At 74.7% G+C, this 18,942-nt stretch carries 16 protein-coding genes and 2 pseudogenes; 11 read left to right on the forward strand and 7 right to left on the reverse strand.

The genetic code is table 11. From position 1 onward, the window contains the following. From IE321_RS42485 to IE321_RS35960, 7 genes and pseudogenes are all read left to right on the forward strand, one after another. A pseudogene (locus tag IE321_RS42485) lies at positions 1-197 on the forward strand (hypothetical protein); the annotation flags it as partial. Beyond that, positions 194-595: a roadblock/LC7 domain-containing protein gene (locus IE321_RS35935; RefSeq protein WP_043225763.1), complete on the forward strand. Its 402-nt coding sequence runs from the start codon at positions 194-196 to the stop codon at positions 593-595. The pseudogene IE321_RS42485 and the gene IE321_RS35935, both read left to right, overlap by 4 nt. Further along, the gene (locus IE321_RS35940) at positions 592-948 is read left to right on the forward strand and encodes a DUF742 domain-containing protein (RefSeq protein ID WP_043225759.1); all 357 of its coding nucleotides are present in this window, start codon (positions 592-594) and stop codon (positions 946-948) included. The genes IE321_RS35935 and IE321_RS35940 overlap by 4 nt, the downstream gene beginning before the upstream one ends. Further along, the gene (locus IE321_RS35945) at positions 929-1,558 is read left to right on the forward strand and encodes a GTP-binding protein (protein ID WP_043225757.1); all 630 of its coding nucleotides are present in this window, start codon (positions 929-931) and stop codon (positions 1,556-1,558) included. Before IE321_RS35940 ends, IE321_RS35945 begins: the two co-directional genes overlap by 20 nt. After that, positions 1,555-2,784, forward strand: a complete 1,230-nt coding sequence (locus tag IE321_RS35950) for a cytochrome P450 (RefSeq protein WP_190226003.1) — start codon at positions 1,555-1,557, stop codon at positions 2,782-2,784. Before IE321_RS35945 ends, IE321_RS35950 begins: the two co-directional genes overlap by 4 nt. Then, entirely contained in the window at positions 2,781-4,016 is a 1,236-nt protein-coding gene (locus IE321_RS35955; protein WP_190226004.1) for a cytochrome P450 family protein, read from the forward strand. The genes IE321_RS35950 and IE321_RS35955 overlap by 4 nt, the downstream gene beginning before the upstream one ends. 151 nt (positions 4,017-4,167) lie before the next feature. Continuing rightward, positions 4,168-5,079 carry an adenosine kinase gene (locus tag IE321_RS35960; protein ID WP_190226005.1) on the forward strand — a complete coding sequence of 304 codons (912 nt, stop codon included), beginning with the start codon at positions 4,168-4,170 and terminating at the stop codon, positions 5,077-5,079. Here IE321_RS35960 and IE321_RS35965 read toward each other — a convergent pair. From IE321_RS35965 to IE321_RS35985, 5 genes are read right to left on the reverse strand one after another with little or no spacing between them, the layout of a single operon-like run. Continuing rightward, positions 5,063-5,758 (reverse strand): adenosylcobinamide amidohydrolase, encoded by a 696-nt coding sequence (locus IE321_RS35965; protein ID WP_190226014.1) that lies wholly within the window; start codon positions 5,756-5,758, stop codon positions 5,063-5,065. The two genes, IE321_RS35960 and IE321_RS35965, sit on opposite strands and share 17 nt — an antisense overlap. 50 nt (positions 5,759-5,808) lie before the next feature. Continuing rightward, on the reverse strand, positions 5,809-7,872 hold the full coding sequence (locus tag IE321_RS35970) for an iron ABC transporter permease (RefSeq protein ID WP_190226006.1): 2,064 nt from the start codon (positions 7,870-7,872) through the stop codon (positions 5,809-5,811). A gap of 21 nt (positions 7,873-7,893) precedes the next feature. Continuing rightward, positions 7,894-8,889 carry an iron-siderophore ABC transporter substrate-binding protein gene (locus IE321_RS35975; RefSeq protein ID WP_190226007.1) on the reverse strand — a complete coding sequence of 332 codons (996 nt, stop codon included), beginning with the start codon at positions 8,887-8,889 and terminating at the stop codon, positions 7,894-7,896. Beyond that, positions 8,886-9,758 carry an ABC transporter ATP-binding protein gene (locus IE321_RS35980; RefSeq protein ID WP_190226008.1) on the reverse strand — a complete coding sequence of 291 codons (873 nt, stop codon included), beginning with the start codon at positions 9,756-9,758 and terminating at the stop codon, positions 8,886-8,888. The genes IE321_RS35975 and IE321_RS35980 overlap by 4 nt, the downstream gene beginning before the upstream one ends. Positions 9,759-9,779: 21 nt before the next feature. After that, a complete protein-coding gene (locus tag IE321_RS35985; RefSeq protein WP_226652514.1) occupies positions 9,780-11,111 on the reverse strand; it encodes a threonine/serine exporter family protein in 1,332 nt (443 codons plus the stop codon). 194 nt (positions 11,112-11,305) lie between these two features. On the opposite strand from IE321_RS35985, the gene gadC reads away from it, so the two are divergent. Together gadC and IE321_RS35995 are read left to right on the forward strand one after the other, a co-directional pair. Then, complete coding sequence (gene gadC, locus IE321_RS35990) at positions 11,306-12,772, forward strand: glutamate/gamma-aminobutyrate antiporter GadC (RefSeq protein WP_190226010.1); 1,467 nt, start codon at positions 11,306-11,308, stop codon at positions 12,770-12,772. Further along, positions 12,769-13,209, forward strand: a complete 441-nt coding sequence (locus IE321_RS35995; protein WP_190226011.1) for a hypothetical protein — start codon at positions 12,769-12,771, stop codon at positions 13,207-13,209. The genes gadC and IE321_RS35995 overlap by 4 nt, the downstream gene beginning before the upstream one ends. Positions 13,210-13,230: 21 nt before the next feature. Here IE321_RS35995 and IE321_RS36000 read toward each other — a convergent pair whose 3' ends face one another. Next, positions 13,231-14,052, reverse strand: a complete 822-nt coding sequence (locus tag IE321_RS36000; protein ID WP_043225745.1) for a polysaccharide deacetylase family protein — start codon at positions 14,050-14,052, stop codon at positions 13,231-13,233. A gap of 221 nt (positions 14,053-14,273) precedes the next feature. On the opposite strand from IE321_RS36000, the gene IE321_RS36005 reads away from it, so the two are divergent. After that, positions 14,274-16,076 (forward strand): ATP-binding SpoIIE family protein phosphatase, encoded by a 1,803-nt coding sequence (locus tag IE321_RS36005; protein WP_226652515.1) that lies wholly within the window; start codon positions 14,274-14,276, stop codon positions 16,074-16,076. A gap of 431 nt (positions 16,077-16,507) precedes the next feature. After that, positions 16,508-17,716 (forward strand): PP2C family protein-serine/threonine phosphatase, encoded by a 1,209-nt coding sequence (locus tag IE321_RS36010; protein ID WP_190226013.1) that lies wholly within the window; start codon positions 16,508-16,510, stop codon positions 17,714-17,716. Positions 17,717-17,732: 16 nt separating this feature from the next. On the opposite strand, the pseudogene IE321_RS36015 reads toward IE321_RS36010, so the two are convergent. Then, a pseudogene (locus IE321_RS36015) lies at positions 17,733-18,942 on the reverse strand (hypothetical protein); the annotation flags it as partial.

Genomic DNA, 18,942 nt, shown 5'->3' on the forward strand with positions numbered 1-18,942 from the left:
TGCGCACCCGGCCGGCCGCGCCCCGCACGTACGAGACGGCCCGCGCCCGCTTCGGCGGTTTCCAGAGCGGCCTGCGCGGCACCGGGACCCCCTCCGGCGAGCCCCCCGCCGCCGGCCCCGACGCGTCCGCTCCCCCCGCGGCGGAACCGACCACGCCGTCCTCGAACCACCCCCATTCGGAAGGCAATCCGCGATGACCGGCACGACCACCGACGACAAGCTCAGCTGGCTCCTGGAGGGCCTGCTGGAACGGACCCCGGGCACCCGGCACGCCCTGGTCCTCTCCCGGGACGGCCTCAAGCTCTGCCGCACCTCCGGGCTCTCCGTCGACCAGGCCGACCAGCTCTCCGCGATCGCCGCGGGCATCCAGAGCCTGTCGCACGGGGCCTCCGTGGAGTTCGGCGACGGCACCGGCGGGGTCCGCTCCGCGATGGCCGAGTTCTACGGCGGCATCCTCTTCATCGTCGAGGCCGGGGAGGGCGCCCACCTCGCGCTCGTCGCCGACGAGGACGCCGACGCAGGACTCGTCGGGCACAACATGACCGAACTGGTCGAGCAGCTGGGCGAGCACCTCGTCGCGAGGCCGCGGGGATGAGCCGCGTCAGGCCGGGTCGCGACGACTCCCCCGACCGCCTCTACACCCTGACCGGCGGCCGCAGCAGTTCCGGATCGACCGCCTTCGACGTGGTCACGCTCGTGGTGGCGGAGAGCGATCCGGCGCCCGGCATGCAGTCCGAGCACGCCGCCATCCTGCGCATGTGCCGCTTCCCCACCGCCGTCGTGGAGGTCGCGGCCGGGCTCGGGCTGCCCGTGTCGATCACCAGGATCCTCCTGGCCGACCTGCACGACACCGGCCGGATCAGCGCGCGGCACCCGCGCCCCACCTCGTACCGCCTTCCCGATCACGACATCCTGGAGCAGGTGCTCGTTGGACTCCGCAATCTCTGAGCAGCGCCAGACCCTGAGCAGCACCGCCGACAACGGTCTGAAGATCGTCGTCGTCGGCGGTTTCGGCGTCGGCAAGACCACCCTGGTCCGCTCGGTCAGCGAGATCCGTCCGCTGAACACCGAGGAGACCATGTCGCAGGCGGGCGAGGGCATCGACGACACCGTCGGCGTCGCCGCCAAGACGGCCACCACCGTCGCCTTCGACTTCGGCCGCATCTCGCTGGACGCGCGCAACGTGCTGTACCTGTTCGGCGCGCCCGGCCAGGAGCGCTTCTGGTTCCTGTGGGACCGGCTCTTCTCCGGCACGCTCGGCGCCGTCGTCCTCGTCGACACCCGCCGGATCTCGGACTCCTGGTACGCCGTCGACCGCCTGGAGCACCACGGCACCCCGTTCGTCGTCGCCTGCAACGACTTCGGCGGCCCCTCGCACTCCCCCGCCGAGATCCGCGAGGCCCTCGACCTCGCCGACGAGGTCCCGCTGGTCTTCTGCGACGCCCGCTCGCGGGAGTCCAGCAAGCAGGTCCTCATCTCGCTCGTCGAGCACCTGAAGAACGTCGTCGCCGCCGACCCCGAGCACGGTCCGCGGCCCGTCCCGGAGCCCGCCCCGTGAACCCTGCCGAACCCGCGCCGGTCCCGCTGAGCGGGCCCCGCTTCCACACCGACCCCGTCGAGCTGTACCGGCGGATCCGGCGGGACCACGGGGCCGTCGCCCCGGTCGTCCTCGACGGGGACGTGCCCGCCTGGCTGGTCCTCGGCTACCGCGAACTGCACCAGGTCACCAGCGACCCGGTGCTCTTCTCCCGCGACTCCGAGCTGTGGAACCAGTGGGACGCCATCCCCGCCGACTGGCCGCTGCTGCCCATGATCGGCCGCAAGCAGCCGTCGATCCTCTACACGGTCGGCGAGCGCCACCGCGAGCGGGCCGAGGTCATCTCCGCCGCGCTGGAGTCCGTCGACCCCTTCGAACTGCGGCGGCGCGCCGAGCGGTTCGCCGACGAGCTGATCGACGGGCTGTGCGGCAAGGGCGCGTGCGACATCATCGCCGAGTACGCGATGCTGCTCCCCGTCCGGGTCCTCGCCAGCATCTACGGCTTCGCGGACGAAGAGGGCCCGGCGCTGGTCACGGCGATGAACGACATGATCAACGGCGGTCCGGGCGCGCTGGCCGGCCAGCAGCACCTGGCGGGGTCGATGGTCGCGCTGCTCACCGCCAAGGCCGCCGAGCCCGGCGACGACGTCGCCTCGCGGATGCTCGGCAACACCGCGGGGTTCACCGTCGAGGAGGTCGCCCAGGACCTCATGGTGATGATGGCCGCGGGCCACCAGCCGACCGCCGACTGGATCGGCAACTCGCTGCGCCTGATGCTCACCGACGACCGCTTCGCCGCCTCGCTCTCCGGCGGCCGGCACAGCGTCGGCGAGGCGATGAACGAGGTGCTGTGGGAGGACACCCCCACGCAGAACGTCGCCGGCCGCTGGGCCTCGCGCGACACCCACCTCGGCGGGAAGCGGATCGACCGCGGCGACCTGGTGCTGCTCGGACTCGCCGCCGCCAACGCCGACCCGCACGTCCGGGCCGACGCGGGCGCCCTCACCGGCGGCAACAACGCCCACCTCTCCTTCGGCCACGGCGAGCACCGCTGTCCGTTCCCCGCGCAGGAGGTCGCCGAGACCATCGCCAGGACCGGCATCGAGGTCCTGCTCGACCGGCTGCCGGACGTCGACCTCGCCGTCGTCGAGACCGCCCTGACACGTCGCCCCTCCCCCTGGCTGCGCGGTCTCTCCGCGCTGCCGGTGACGTACACCCCGACCCCCGCCCTTGGAGGGACCGCATGACCTGCCCCATCGACCACACCGCCGCCGAGCCCGTGGTCCTCGACCCCTTCGTCACGGACCTCGACGGCGAGGGCGCCCGGCTCCGCGAGGCCGGCCCGCTGGCCCGCGTCGTGCTGCCCGGCGGCGTGCCCTGCTTCGCGGTCACCCGTCACGCCGAGGCCCGGGCGCTCCTCACGGACTCCCGGCTCGTGAAGGACATCGAGCAGTGGGGGGCCTGGCAGCGCGGCGAGATACCGCTGGACTGGCCGCTGATCGGCCTGGCAAACCCCGGCAGGTCGATGCTGACGGTGGACGGCGAGGAGCACCGCCGGCTGCGCACCCTGGTCGCCCAGGCGCTCACCGCGCGCCGGGTGGAGCGGCTGCGGGCCGGCATCGAGGCCCTGACGACGGGTCTGCTCGACCGGCTCGCGGAGCGGCCGGCGGGCGAGACGGTGGACCTGAAGGCGGAGTTCGCCTACCCGCTGCCGATGAACGTCGTCGGCGAGCTGATGGGCGTGGACGCGGCGGACCACCCGCGGATGAAGGAGCTGTTCGACAAGTTCTTCTCGACACAGACGCCGCCGGAGGAGGTGCCGCAGATGATGACGGACCTCGGCACGCTCTTCGCCGGGATCGTCGCGGGCAAGAAGGAGTCGCCCGGCGACGACCTGACGAGCGCGCTGATCGAGGCGTCGGAGGACGGCGACCGGCTCAGCACGGAGGAGATCACCAACACCCTCCAGCTGATGGTGGCGGCCGGCCACGAGACGACCATCAGTCTGATCGTGAACGCCGTCGTCGCCCTGGAGACCCACCCGGAGCAGCGCGCCCTGGTCCTCAAGGGCGAGGTGCCGTGGGAGAACGTGATCGAGGAGACGCTGCGCTGGTCGACGCCGACCTCGCACGTGCTCATCCGGTTCGCGAGCGAGGACATCCAGATCGGCGACCGGGTGCTGGCGAAGGGCGAGGCGCTGATCGTGTCGCACGGCGCGATCGGCCGGGACGAGGTGCAGCACGGCCCGACGGCGGGCGACTTCGACGTCACCCGCGAGCCGATCCGGCACATCGCCTTCGGCCACGGCCCGCACGTCTGCCCGGGCGCGGCGCTGTCCCGTCTGGAGGCGTCGGTGGCGCTCCCCGCGCTGTACGCCCGCTTCCCCGAGCTGAGGCTGGCGGTGCCGCGCGAGGAGCTGCGGAACAAGCCGGTGGTCACCCAGAACGACCTCTTCGAGCTCCCGGTCGTGCTCGGCTGACGCGCGAACCCGCCTGCCACGACGGCCCGTTCCCTCCGGGGGGCGGGCCGTCGCCGTTCCCGCACCCCTTCTTTCAGCAAGATTCAGCAAGATCTTGCGGAGCCGGTGGCGGGGCTGGTTGACTCACCGCACATCCGTGAGAGGAGAAGCGATGAGCAGCTCGTACGACGTCCTCGTCCTGGGAGGGGCGGGCGTCGACACGATCGTGTACGTCCCCGAGCTCCCGCTCCCGTACGCCGACAGCTACAAGATCCGCCCCGGCATCGAGACCCGCGCCGGACAGACCGGCGACTTCGTGGCGCTCGGGACCAGCTCGCTGGGACTGCGCACCCACCACATCGACCTGCTGGGCGACGACGAGGCAGGCGATCTGGTCCGCGCCTTCCACCGCGACCGTGGCATCGAACTCACCGAGGTCCGGCAGCCCGCCGGCACCAAGCGGGCCGTCAACCTCGTGGGCCCCGACGGCCGCCGGCTCTCCCTGTACGACGACACGCGGTCCCAGGAGTCCGACCGGCTCCCGGAGGACCTGGTCCGCAAGCTGGCCGCGGCCAGCCGACACGCCCACGTGTCGATCACGTACCCCTGCGCCTTCGCCCTGCCGCTGCTCCACGAGGCGGGGCTCACCGTCTCGACGGACCTGCACGACTGGGACGGGGAGAACCCGTACCACGAGCCCTTCGCGTACGGCTCCGACGTCGTGTTCGTCTCGTCGACGGCGCTGTCCGACCCGGTGGCGACCATGCGCCGGGTCCTGGAACGCGGCCGGGCGGAGGCGGTCGTGGCCACGGCCGGCGCGGACGGCTCGTACCTGCTCACGCGCGCGGGCGGGGACCCGCTGCACGTCCCGGCGGTCGCCCCGCGCGGCCCGGTCGTCGACTCCAACGGCGCGGGGGACGCCTACGCCGCCGGATTCCTCTTCGGCCGCCTCTCCGGCGAACCCCCGGAGCGCTGCGCCCTGTACGGCGCGGTGGCCGGCGCCCACGCCTGCACGGTGCCCGCGACCGCGAGCGAGGCCGTCGACCGCGCGACGCTGCTCGCCGAGGTCACCGCGCTCGGCTGACGCCGGGGCCCGGGAGGGCCGCGCCCACCGCCGCGTGCACGGCGCGGGCCAGGCGGGCGCCCCAGAGCGAGCGGGGCCCCGCGAAGGGCTCGGCAAGGCCGCCGGTCCGGGGCGTCCGGGCGAGCACGCAGACCGCGTCCGTCGGGGTGCCGGAGCAGTCGAGGCCGGCGTCCAGCAGCGCCTGCACCTTGGCCTCGGTGGCGGTCGCCACGGCGTTGACGAGGGCGGCGTCGGTGAGCGGCGCGGGCACGGTGACGACGATGTTGATCGTGCCGGGGGCCTGCGGTCCGGGGACCCCCGCGACGGGCGCCGCCGCCCATCCGCGTACGTCGATCCCGGCGGTGGCCACCGCGTCGACGCCGCCGTCGCGGGCGGCCCCGTGCCGGGCGACCTCGGCGGCGGTCATCAGTCCCACCCCGGGCCCGTCGAGTCCGGCCCGCCGGGCGAGCGCCGCGAGGTGCGCCTCCGGGTCGGTGCGGGTGTAGCCGTGGGCGACCTGGGCGTTCATCACCCAGGCCCGCTCCCCGATGCCGCCGCCGAGGACGGCGCTGCTGACGGCCCGCCAGCCGGGTCCGGGCCGCCAGAGCAGGGCGCCGAGGCGCTGCCCGTCCTCGTCCCGTTCCCGGAGCTCCGGTGGCTCCGGAAGGGCCGGACTGGTCGGTTCCACCACGGCGGTCACTGCCACGCGCTCCTCGCTCGTCCGGATGTCCCGGCGATCCTACGGGCCGGTCAGCGGCGGCTGCGGACCAGGAGGTACAGGAAGTACGGGGTGCCGATGACGGCGGTCATGAGGCCGGCGCCGAGCTGGGCGGGGGCGATCACGGTCCGGCCCACGGCGTCGGCGACGCAGACGAGGACAGCGCCGAGCAGCACCGCGACCGGGACGACCCGGTGGTGGCGGCGCCCGACCAGGGCGCGGGCGGCGTGCGGGGCCACCAGGCCGACGAAGCCGATGGTGCCGGCGGCGGCGACTGCGGTGGCGCTCAGCAGCACGCTCAGGGCGAGGAAGCCGAGGCGGCCGGGGCCGAGCGGGAGGCCGAGGAGGCGGGGGGTGTCCTCGTCGAGGGAGACCAGGTCGAGTTCGGTGCGCCGGGCGAGCGCGACGGCCACGCCGAGGGCGAGGGCCACGGCGAGCGGGAGGACGTCCGGCAGGGTGCGGCCGTAGGTGGACCCGGAGAGCCAGGTGAGCGCCTTGGTGGCGTTGAACGGGTCGGTGAGGATGATGAGGAGCCCGACGACGGCGGCGGTGCCGGTGTGCACGGCGAAGCCGACGAGGACGAGCCGGGTCTGCCGGAAGCCGCCGCGGGCGGCGAGGCCGAAGACGATGAGGGCGGCGCCCGTCGCGCCGGCGAAGGCGGCGCCCGCGACGCTCCAGGACCCGGCCATCGGCACGGTGGTGACGAGCAGGACGGCGCCCAGTGCGGCGCCGCCGGAGACGCCCATGATGCCGGGTTCGGCGAGCGGGTTGCGGGTGACGGCCTGGACGAGGGTCCCGGCGAGGGCGAGCGCGCCGCCCGCGAGGAGTGCGGCGAGGACCCGCGGCACACGGGTGTCGAGGACGAAGGAGACGGTCTGTCCGGCCCGGCCCGCCATCCAGTTGGTCACGTCGCCGAGGAGGAGTTTGGCGTCGCCGAGGAGCACTCCGGCGACCGTCGCGCCGAGGAGGGCGGCGACGAGGACGGCCGCGGTGGCGAGGAAGGCGGTGCGGCCGCGGATGCGGAGCCGGTCGACGGCGACGTCGCCGGTGTCGCGGAGCCGGGCGGCCATGACGATGACGAAGACGGCGCCGACGAGGCTGGTGACGACGCCGGTCGGGACGGCGACGGCGGTGTCGGCGGGGACGACGGCGCGCAGCAGGACGTCGGCGCCGAGGACGAGGGCGGCGCCCGCGAGTCCGGCGGCCGGGACGAAGGTCCGGCCGCGGGCGTAGCCGCGGAAGCGGCGGGCGAGCGGGCGCATGAGGGCCGGGGCGCAGAGGCCGACGAAGCCGACGGGCCCGGCGAGGGTGACGGCGGAGGTGGCGAGGAGCGCGGCGAGGGCGACGGCGAGGACGCGGGTGGAGCGGACCGGGACGCCGAGTCCGCGGGCGGCCTCGTCGCCGAGGGCGAGGGCGTCGACGCGGCGGGCCAGCAGGAGGAGTCCGAGGACGCCGACGGCGGCGACGGGGAGCATCTGGAGGACGCCGTCGAAGCCGCTCTGGGCGATGCTGCCCTGGTTCCAGTGGTAGACGCCCTCGGTCTGCTGCGGGAAGAGGAGCAGCAGGCCCTCGGTGAGGGCGCCGAGCCCGAGGGTGAGGGCGCTGCCGGCGAGGACCAGGCGGACGGTTCCGGAGCCGAGGCCGGAGAGGCCGAGGACGACGGCGGCCGCGGCGAGGCCGCCGGCGAAGGCGATGCCGGAGGAGGCGAGGAGCGGCAGGGAGACGCCGGTGGCGGCGGCGAGGCCGAGCGCGAAGTAGGAGCCGGCGTTGACGGCGAGGGTGTCGGGCGCGGCGAGGACGTTGCGGCTGACGGCCTGGAGGGCGGCGCCGGCCATGCCGAGGGCGGCGCCGACGAGGAGGCCGGCGGCCATGCGGGGCAGCCGGGAGGCGACGACGACGGAGGCGTCGCCGGGGTCGGCGTGACCGGCGACCGCCTTGACGATCTCGGCCGCGCCGACGGCGGCGGTGCCCTGGGTGAGGTCGACGAGCGCGAGGCAGGCGACGAGGAGGACCAGTGAGGCCGTCACCGCGGCCGCGCCCGTGCGGGTGGCTGCGGCCTGGGTGGGAGCGGCGGGGGTGGTCGCGGTGACGGCCATGGTGCTGTGTTTCCTCGTGTCCTACTTCTCGGTGAGCGCGGTGACGACGGAGTCGACGTACCGGTTCATCGACTCGGTGCCGCCGAACATCCAGATGCCGTCGGGGAGGCGGTGGACGTCGCCCTTCTTGACGAAGGGGAGGGAGGTCCACACCTTGTCCTTGGCGAGGACGCCGGAGAAGGGGGTGGCGGCGGGGTCGCCGTCGTTGCCGATGTAGGCGAAGTGGACGCCGTCGCCGAGCTTGGTGAGGCCCTCGACGTCGGTGGTGCCGAGGCCGTAGGCCGGGTCGCCCTCGACGGTCCAGGCGTTCTCCAGGCCGAGCTTCTCGTTGACGCCGCCGATCAGCGAACCGCTGGTGTAGGGGCGGACGGAGACCTGGTTGGAGACGACGTAGCCGTCGGCGAAGGCGTACTTCGCGCCGGCGAGGCCGGCGTCGGCGAGGGCCTTCTTCCCCTCCTCCAGCTTGGTCTCGAAGCCCTTCTTGAGCTCGTCGGCCCTGGCGGTGGTGCCGGTGGCCCGGGCGATGAGGTCGAGGTTCTTCGTCATCCGGCCGATCGGGTCGGCGGCGTCGGCGGCCTTGACCTCCAGGACCGGGGCGACGGCGCGGAGCTGCTTGACGGCGGCCGGCGGCAGGTCGGAGGTGGCGAGGATCAGGTCGGGCTTGAGGGCCGCGATGGTGTCCATGCTGGGCTCGCCGCGGGTGCCGATGTCCTTGGGCTCGTTCTTGAGCGGGACGGCGGTGTTCCAGGTCTTGTAGCCCTTGACGTCGGAGACGCCGACGGGGTCGACGCCGAGCGAGATCAGCTGCTCGACGACGTTCCACTCGGTGCCGACGACCTTGGTGGCGGGGCCGTCGAGCTTGACCTCGGTGCCGGTGTCGTCGGTGAGGGTGATCGGCTCGGCCTTCTTGTCCGCCTTGGCGTCGGCGGCGGGCTCGGTGGTGCCGCACGCGGTGAGCGTGGTCAGGGCGAAGGCCGCCGTGGTGAGGGCCGCGGCGGTGAGGAGGTGCTTTCTCATGGGGTGGGGCTGAGCCTTTCGGATCGCGCGGGGGGTCGCGTGTGGTGCCGGCCCAGCGCGCGGGTGCGCGGCCTGCCGGTGAGAGGGTCGGTGTCGACCTCGACGCGGATGCCGTACGTCTCGGTGAGGCGGGGTCCGGTGAGGACGTCCTCGGGGAGTCCGTCGGCGACGACGCGTCCGGCGTGGAGCAGGACGATCCGGTCGCCGACGGCGGCGGCCTGGTCGAGGTCGTGGAGGACGGCGCCGACGGCGATGCCGTGGTGGTCCGCCAGGTCGCGCATGAGGTCGAGGAGTTCGACCTGGTAGCGCAGGTCGAGGTAGGTGGTGGGTTCGTCGAGGAGGAGCACGCCGGTCTCCTGGGCGAGGCAGCCGGCGAGCCAGACCCGCTGGAGCTGTCCGCCGGAGAGGTGCTCGGCGCCCCGGTCGGCGAGTTCGCCGACGCCGGTGAGGGCGAGCGCCCGGTCCACGGCGGCGGGGCCGTCCGGATCGGACGCGCCCCAGCGGCCGCGGTGGGGGTAGCGGCCGAACTCGACGAGGTCGCGGACGGTGAGTCCGCCCGGCACGGGCCGGCCCTGCGTCAGGAGCGCCACCCTGCGGGCGAACTCACGGGGGCTCAGGGCGAGCCCGTCGGTGTCGCCGTCGAGGACGAGGCGGGCGCCGCGCGGCCGCTGGAGGCGTGCGACCGTGCGCAGCAGCGTGGACTTGCCGCTGCCGTTCGGTCCCACGAGGACGGTCACCTGGCCGGGCCGCAGGGTCAGCGAGGCGTCGTGGACGACGTCGACTCCGTCGTAGGCGACGGTGACGGCGGTGGCCGACAGCTCGTGACCGCGCGGGCGGGGGACCGTGGAGGTCTCTTCACCTGCTTGCACGTCACTTAGGTTAGCCTAACCTCAGCTGGACGGAATAGGGGGTTCCCCTCCCGTCTTCCGGTCCGGCACCAGCGTGGCGCCGAGGACCAGCCCCACCGCGATGGCGGTGACGACCAGGACGAGTTCCAGCAGGTCCGAGAAGCCGTCCACGACATGGCCCCCCGCCAGCGTGGTCAGCCCGCGCATGCCGAGCGAGCCGACGGTGAGCGTGAAGAAGCCGGGCAGGACGAGCAGGAGCCGGGGCGGCCGGTCCGCCCCCCGGGACAGCAGCGTCGCCACCGCCGCCAGCACCGCCGCCGCCACGAAGGTCCCGCCGGTCTCCCCGACGAGCGCGGTGGCCGCCGACTGCACCGCCACGGTCAGGTAGACGAGGGCCAGCAGGTGCCAGAAGAAGCGGCGCGGGATCGCGAACGCGAGCAGCGTGCCGACGGTGAAGACCGTCCACGAGGCGAACAGCACCCAGCGCGGCAGGTCGGCGTCCGCGGCCGTGTCGAAGAGGGCCCGGGTCGACGTGCCGGTGCCGTACACCCCGAGCAGCACCCCGACGCACAGCTGGACCAGCAGGAAGACCGCGTACACCAGCCGGATCGCGCCCGTGGTGATCAGCCCCGCGCCGAGTTCGGCGGCGGCCGCGCTCAGGTAGTCGCCGGGCACGAAGAAGAACAGCGCGGGCAGCATCAGCAGCACCGGCCCGCCGTGCGCCGGGTCCCCGGCGAACAGTTCGATCGTGACGACGGACACCACCAGCGAGGCGACCAGCGGCAGCACCCTGGCCAGCCGCGGAACCCGGTCGGACGCCACCGCGAGGGCCGCGGCCAGGGTCGCCAGGACGGCGGTGGTGCCGAGCTCGTACCAGGTGGGCTGCATCAGCGGGGCGAAGCCCAGCGAGAAGAGCACGATCCCGAGCAGCTTCAGCCACCACGGGTACGGCGCCGGCGCCGCCTCGATCCGGTCCAGCCGGGCGCTCGCCTCCGCCGCCCCCGCCCGCCCGGCGCGGACGTCCGCCACGAGCGGCTTCAGCGCCGCGATCCGGTCCAGCCGGGCGACCTCGGGGGCCGCGTACACGATGACGGTCCGCGTCCGTCCGTCCGGGACGGTGACGGTCAGCGTGGCGGTCTCCATGACGAGCAGCACGGACACCTCGGCGCCCAGCGCCCGCCCGGCCTCCCCGACCTCACGCGCGATCAGCTCGGAGCCCTCTCCGGAGGTGCGCAGCAGCAGTCCGGTGAGCCGGGTCAGGAAGGAGGCGATCCGGTCGAGCTCCGCGTCGGGCCCGCCGCCCGTCCCGCCGCCGGCCGCCCGGCCGGGCACCCGTACCACCGGCTCCTGCGGATCCCCCGCGGGTCGCGCCACGGCAGCCTCCTCGGGTAGGGGGTGACGAAGGCTCAGCATCCCCCACCCGGCCGCACCCGGCACCCGGCGCCGGGGGCGCGGCGCGTCCGCCGACCCTCCGTCACCCGGACGGCTCACCCGCCCTGCGCGCGCGCCCGCCGTCCCGCAGCCTGGGGCGGATCACGTCGATCACGCCGATTCCCCAGGGAGGGCCCATGGCCTCGATGGACGTCCCGGCCGACCTGCCGAAACCCCGCGCGGAGGCGCGGCCGGTCGCCCCGCCCACCCTCACATGGGTGACGCTGGCCCTGATGACCACCGCGTCGGTGGCCAGCCTGCGCGCCGCGCCGACGATGGCCGTGTACGGACTCGCCTGCGTCTTCCTCTACCTGGTGCCCGCCATCGTCTTCCTGCTGCCGACGGCCCTGGTCTCCGCCGAGCTGGCCTCCGGCTGGTCGGGCGGCGTCTACCGGTGGGTGGCCGAGGGGCTGTCGAAGCCGCTCGGCTTCCTCGCCGTCTGGTGCCAGTTCGCGATGACGATCTTCTACTACCCGAGCCTGCTGGCCTTCGTCGCCTCGACGATCGCCTTCGTGATCGATCCCTCGCTCGCCTCGAACGGCCTCTACACCGCGATCGTCATCATGGTCCTGTACTGGACCGGCGTCTGGGTCTCCTCACGCGGCACCAAGGCCCTCGCCGGGCTGTCCAGCTGGGGCCTGATCATCGGCACCCTGGTGCCCGGCACCGTCCTCGTCGTCCTCGGCATGGTCTTCCTCGGCCAGGGCAACCCCTCGGCGGCGCCGATGGACGCCAGCCATCTGCTGCCCCAGTGGACCGGCCTCGCGAGCCTGGTCCTGATCGTCAACAACTTCCTGTCGTACTCCGGCATGGAGATGAACGCGGTGCACGTCTCCTCGCTGAAGAACCCGGCGAAGGAGTACCCGAAGTCGATGTTCCTGGCGATGGGCCTGGTGCTGCTGATCTTCATCCTGCCCGCCCTGGCGATCAGCTGGGTCGTCCCCGCGGACCAGCTCAGCCTCACCGCCGGCGTCATGCAGGCGTTCGACGCCTTCTTCTCGTACTTCAACGTCGGCTGGATGACCCCGATCGCGGCCATCATGCTGATCTCCGCCTCCCTCGGCGGCATGCTCACCTGGCTGGCCGGCCCGTCCAAGGGCCTCCTGGAGATCTCCCGCAGCGAGGGCTACCTGCCGCCGTTCCTGCAGAAGCTCAACAAGTTCGGCATCCAGCAGAACATCCTCGTCACCCAGGGCATCGTGACCTCCGTCATCGCCCTCGGCTACGCGCTGATCCCGAACGTCTCCAGCGTGTACTGGATCTTCTCGACCATCACCACGCAGGTCTACCTCATCGTCTACCTGCTGATGTTCGTCGCGGCGATGCGCCTGCGGAAGCTCAAGCCCGACCACCCGCGCGGCTACCGGGCGCCCGCCCTGGGCCTGATCTGCACGGTCGGCCTGCTCTCCTCGCTCGCGGCCATGTTCATCGGCTTCGTGCCGCCCTCGCAGTTCGGCAGCGGCAGCGTCTGGTCGTACATCCTCATCGTCGGCGGCGGACTGGTGATCCTCGGACTGCTCATCCCCTGGACCTTCCTGAAAATGCGCAAGCCCAGCTGGCGCACGGCCGCGGCCGACGCCCCGCACGAGGGAGACGCCGCATGAGCCCGACCCGCTTCGCCTCGGAGCACAAGTGGATCTACTGGGGCGCGATCGTGATCCTGGTCGGCCTGCTGGTCACCGGCCTGATCCGGTACAGCGCCTTCAAGCGGACCGACGAGACCGCGGACAAGGCCCAGCAGCTCAGCCAGGACCTGGTGAAGGCGGGATACCCCGCCCCCGACCAGGAGACCGTCGAGCGGCTGCTCGGCACCGACGGCGGCCAGGTCTGCGAGGCCCCCGGCAACGCCCTGAAGGAGGCGCTGTACCGGATCCAGCAGCTCTCCACCGGCACCGGCGGCCCCGGCAACCGCCCGGTCATCGCCGACACCAAGGCCGTCGAGGTCGAGCGGATCGTGCTCCAGGTCTACTGCCCCGACCAGGTCGACGACTTCGACGACGCGATCGACGACCTCAAGACCGACGACACCGTCCGGCGCTGACGGGGCGCCCGGCCCCGGCCCCTACGGGGTGTCCGGGGCCGTGCGGACCGGGAAGCTGAAGGTGTGCCCCTGCTGCTTCAGCCACGGAAGCACCTGCCGCAGCGCAGTGACGGTCTGCGAGCGGTCGCCGCCGCCGTCGTGGAAGAGGATCGTCGGCCCGTTCGACAGCTCGCCCTTGACGGTCGCCACGATCGCGGCGGCGCCCGGCCGCTCGAAGTCCTTGGTGTCGACGTTCCACCCCAGCGGCCGCATCCCCGCGGCGGCGGCTATCTTCCGGCTGTCGGGCGTGAACGCCCCGCCCGGGGCACGGTAGTACTGCACCTCCACCCCGCCCGCGGCCTCCTCGATCATCTTCCGCGCGTCGAGGATCTGCTGCTTCTGGTACGCGACGGGCTTGCGGTCCATCGCCGTGTCGTGGGTCATGGTGTGGTCGCACAGCCGGTGCCCCTCGGCCACCACGCGCTTCACCAGGTCGGGGTGCTGCTTCGCCTGCGGCCCGATCATGCAGAAGACGGCCTTGACGCCGTTCTCCTTGAGGATGTCCAGCATCTGCGGGGTCCAGCGCGGGTCCGGCCCGTCGTCGATCGTGATGTTGACGGCCCGTCCGCCCGCCTCGGCCGCGTGCGCGATGCCCACCGGCACCCGCGTGACCGGCTTCGCGGGCCGGTCCTTCCCGTCGGCCTGCTGGGCCGGCACCTTCGGCGCGCCCGCTCCCCCGGCCCCGGCCGCCGCGGCGCCCTCTTCCCCGCCCACCAGCGCCGTCGCCCCCCACGCGGCCAGGCTGATGCCGACCGCCGACGCCAACACGGCCACGTGCGCGGTGTACTTGCCCATCCGGCGCATGCGCCCTCCGATCCTCACGTTCCCGATGCGACCCCGCGCCTTCCGACGCGTTCCCGGGGGAGAGGACGACACGGAACCCGAACAGGTTTCACCCGATCGGCGGATGTGACAGAGCTACCGTTCGGCTTCGATTCCGCTGCTGTTCGGATGGTGCGCGGAACGGTCTTCCGGTGCAGACTGTGCACCACACCTGGTCGAGTTCCCGTATGGAGGCCGGAAGAGTGAGCGGCGGCAGCGGCGGACGACGCCTGACCGGCAGGTTCTCGGCCGTGCGTGCCTCGGCGGTCCGGCGGTCGGCGGCGCTCCGCACCCGGCGTGACCGTGCCGAGGGGCGGATTCCGTTCGACCGGCCCGACACCGAGGCCCGGCTCGCCTGGCTCAGCGCCGCGAGCACCCGGATCGGCACCACCCTGGACCTGGAGAGCACGGCCCGGGAACTGACCGAGTTCACCGTGCCCGACTTCGCCGACGGCGCCGCCGTCGACATCATGGAGAGCGTCCTGCACGGCGAGGAGGGCTCCCGCTGGACCGGCCGGGGCGTCCCGCCGATGCGCGCGGTCGCGCTCGCCGCCGTCGACACCATGGAGACCCTGGAGGCGACCCCGGTCGGCGAGACCTTCGTCCGCGACCAGAAGCGGCACGAGACGCTGCTCCACCAGTACTGTCTGCGGCAGGGCAAGCCGGTGCTGGTGGGCCGGATGCGCGAGGAGGACTTCGCCCTCGTCTCCCCCACCGCCAGCGGCGCGGCGAAGATGCGCGCCCTGGGCGTGCACAGCTACCTCGCGGTGCCGCTCATCGCGCGCGGCCTGCTGCTCGGCAGCGCCGACTTCGTCCGCGGCCCCGGCAGCCCGCCCTTCTCCCCCACCGATCTGGCGCTCGCCGAACAGCTGGCGTCCCGCGCCGCCGTCTTCATCGACAACGCCCGGCTGTACGGCCGCGAGCGCGAACGCGTCGTGTCCCTCCAGCGCAGCCTGCTGCCCCGCGCCACGCCCGTCACCCCCGGGCTGCGGGTGCACGGCGAGTACGCCCCCTCCTCGGCCCGCCACCCGGTCGGCGGCGACTGGTACGACGTGATGTCCCTGCCCGGCGGGCGTACGGCCCTGATGGCGGGCGACGTCATGGGCCAGGGGCTGCCCGCCGCCGCCACCATGGGCCGGCTGCGGGCCGTGGCCCGCACCCTGATGACCCTCGACATGGCGCCCGAGCGGGTCCTCGCCCGGCTCGACCTCGCCACCCGCGACCTGGAGGACGACCAGGTCGCCACCTTCCTCTGCGCGGTCTACGACCCGGCGGACTCCCGGTGCACCCTGGCCGGAGCCGGTCTGCTGCCGCCGCTGCTGCTCGACGGGCGGGGCGGGGCGGAGTTCGTCCCGCTGCCGGCCGGGGCGCCACTGGGCGCCGGGGTGATCCCGTACGACCCGGTGACGGTGACCGTCCCCGAGGGCGGCGGGCTCGTGCTGTACACCGACGGCCTGGTCAAGGAGCGCGGCGCCGACCTGGAGGAGCAGCTGGAGCGCCTGCGGTCGGCGGCGCTCGCCCTGCCGCCCGGCGCCCTGGAGGACGGCGGGCTGATCGCGGCGGCCCCGGCCGGTCCCGGCCGCTTCGACGAGGCGGTGCTGCTGACCGCGCGGGCCGTGCCGCTCGGCGCGGAGACCGGGCTGCGGGTGTGGCCGCTGTCGGGCGACGGGCGGGCCGCGTCCGAGGCGCGGCGGCTGGTCACCCGGCAGCTCGCCGACTGGGGCCTGGACGACCTCGCCGACGTGTGCGAGCTGGTCGTCTCCGAACTGGTCGGCAACGCCCTGCGGTACGGCAACGGGCCCGGCGAGCTGCGGCTGCTGCGCGGCGAGCGGCTGGTCGTCGAGGTCTCGGACACCGGCCCCGACCTGCCGCAGATCCAGCACGCGGACCTCAGCGACGAGGGCGGCCGCGGCCTCCAGCTCGTGAACATGCTGTGCCGCCGCTGGGGCTCCTGCCGCACCTCCGCCGGCAAGGTCGTCTGGGCGGAACAGGACCTCCCCGCCTGAGGCCCCCCTCCGGGCCCGTACGCCCCCCACCCCGGGGGCACACGGGCCCTGCCCCGTCTCCGGGCGGCGGGACCCTTCGGGCGCGGCACCCGTCCGTGGCACCCGCCTCAAGACCGTATGTCCCTGGCCCGGGGACGTACGGCCCCTGCCCCACCTCCCGCTGCGAGACCGTAGGGACGGCGCACGCCCCCGCCCGGACCCCCTCCCCAGGGCCGTGCGCCCCCGCCCGCGGGCCATAAGGCCCCTGCCACGCCTCCGCGGCGAGACCGTCCGGACGGAGCAGGGCCTCCCCGTCCGAGGCGCCCTCTCCGGGCCGTACGTCCCTGCTCCGGGGACGTACGGCCCCTGCCGCCCGGCCCGGGCGGCGGGCATCCTGGCCGTCGAAGGCCGTCGCGGTCCTCCGCCGCGCGGGAGTCCGACGAAGGAGAGCCATGCCCGCGGATCCGACCGCCCCCGGGCGGAGGGCCCCCGCGCCGGGGGTCGTCCCCGGCGCGGGCCCCGGCCCGGGCCGTCCCGCGTGCCGCGCGGAGGTGCGCTATCTGCTGGGGCGGCTGCTGCCGTTCCTGGTGATCGCCCTCGCCACCGTGGCCGATGTGCTGACCCCGCCGCAGGAACGGTTCGACCGCTTCCTGATCGCCGCCCCGGCGCTCGCCGCGGCGACCTGGAGCGCCCGCGGCACCGCCGCGATCGGCGGGCTCGCGATGGCCGCGAGCGCCGCCCTGGCCGCCGCGCGCGGCGACTCGCTGCTCCCCGCCGCCCTCGCCAACCAGGTGGTGCTCGCCGTGGTGGCCCTCGCCGCCGCCGTCTCCAGCCACGTCAGGCAGCGCCGCGAGGCCGAGCTGCGCCAGGTGAGCGCCGTCGCCGAGGCCGCCCAGGGGGCCCTGCTGCGCCCGCTGCCGCCCCGCCTCGGCACGGTCGACCTGCGGCTGCTGTACGAGGCGTCCGCCGCGGGCGCGCACGTCGGGGGCGACTTCTACAAGGCGCTCAAGGTCCGCGACGGCGTCCGGATCATGCTCGGCGACGTCCAGGGCAAGGGGCTGCCGGCCGTGGAGGCCGCGTCCCTGCTGCTCGGCTCCTTCCGGGAGGCGGCCTACACCGCCCCCGACCTCCCCGCGATCGCCCAGCGGCTGGAGGCCAGCATGGCGCGGTACGCGGAGCGGGCGCCGGAGTCGGACGCGGCCGACCGCTTCTCGACGGTGCTGCTCGCCGAGGTCCCCGACGACCGGCCGGTGATCCGGCTGCTGAGCTGCGGCCACCCGGCCCCGGTGGTGCAGCGGGACGGGGCCGTGGAGACGGTCGAGCTCACCGCGCCCTCGGTCCCGGTCCACCTGCCGGTGCCCGTCGACGCGCCGTTCACCGTGGAGGAGGTCCCCTTCGGGCCCGGCGACCGGCTGCTGATGTTCACCGACGGGGTGACCGAGACCCGGGACGCCCGCGGCGCCTTCTACCCGCTGGAGCAGCGGCTGGCCGCCTGGGCCGACGAGCCCGCCGACCGGATCCCCGGGCTGCTGCGGGAGGACCTCGACCGGTTCGGCGCGCACGGCCTGGAGGACGACACCACGGCGCTCCTGCTGGTCCGGGACGGGTCCGGCGGGACGGTCCCGCGGCTCCCCTCCCCGCCGCGGGCCGTCGCCGTGTGACCGGCGCCCGTCCCGCTCACCCCCCGGCGGCCGTCCAGCCGCGCAGCAGCCCGCCCTCGGCGAGCCGCCCGTCGAGGACGGCGGCGCCCGCACCGGGGGCCCGGGCGGCGAACACCCGGCCCTGCGCACGGGCCCGCACCGCCCCGCCCGCGGTGATCCCGACGACGTGCCGACTGCCCGCCGCGAGCAGATAGCGGGCGCCGGACGGCGACGTCCACGGGCCCCCGGCGAGGACGTCCTGGCCGAAGCGTCCGCACGCGGCGGTGTCGGGCACCGTGAGCAGGGGACGTGCGGTCTCCGGGGCGCGGGCCGGGGTCTCCAGGACGACGTCGGCCCGGCCGGTGCCCTCCCAGGTCTCGGCGCGGGCGCACACCCACAGCGCCCGGCCGGCCCGCTCGGGCAGCTGCTGCTCGGCGTACTCCCAGCGGTTGACGGAGCGCACCCCGGAGTCGCGGAGCGGGCCGAGGAGGCAGCCGGACCGGGCCCACGCCGCGAGCCCCAGGGGCCCGGTGGCCTCGCGGGGCTGCCGGGAGGGAACGCCGGGGGCCGGGAGCGGGGTCCAGCTGAGGTGCGCGGGGCCGAGTCCTCCGAGGTCGGCGACGAGGAAGGCGTGGTCCTCGACGATGCGGGCGGAGGAGCGCAGCTGGAGCACCGTGGTCCCGCCGCAGCCGCCCGCCCCGGCCGGCCGGGGCGCCGGCACGGGCGGGGTCACCCCGCCCGCCGCCACGGCCAGCTCCCGGGCGGCGCCGGCCGGCGCGCCCAGGTCCCGTACGCCCGCCTCGGCGATCCACGGGGCGAGGAGGTAGCGGGTGCCGGCGCCGGTGCGGGCCAGGACGACCGAGGCCGCAGTGGTGACGTCGGCGTCGTCCGCGCGGGCCAGGACGAGGGCGGGCGCCCCGGCGGGCGGTTCGGTGTAGCGGGCGAGCCGGACGCCGTCGTGGAGGAGCACCACGGCCGCGCCGTCGGTCTCGCCCGCGTAGAGCAGGGCGGGGGGCCCGGCCGGTGGCGCGGCGGAGGTGCGGGGGGTGGTCTCCGTGCGGACGCCGTCCCCGGCCCACGCGGTGAGCGCGCGGCCGAGGAGCGCCGTGTCGCGGGTGCGGTCGCCGCGGGCGGGCCAGGCGGTGAAGTCCACGCGGGAGGTGTCGGCCCAGCGCTCGGGGTCGGCCCTGAGCAGGGCGGCCGGGTCGGCGGCCAGGTCGGCGGCGGCGGCCGCCGGGACCGGGATG

The organism is Streptomyces hydrogenans (assembly GCF_014656075.1).
Lineage (GTDB): Bacteria > Actinomycetota > Actinomycetes > Streptomycetales > Streptomycetaceae > Streptomyces > Streptomyces hydrogenans.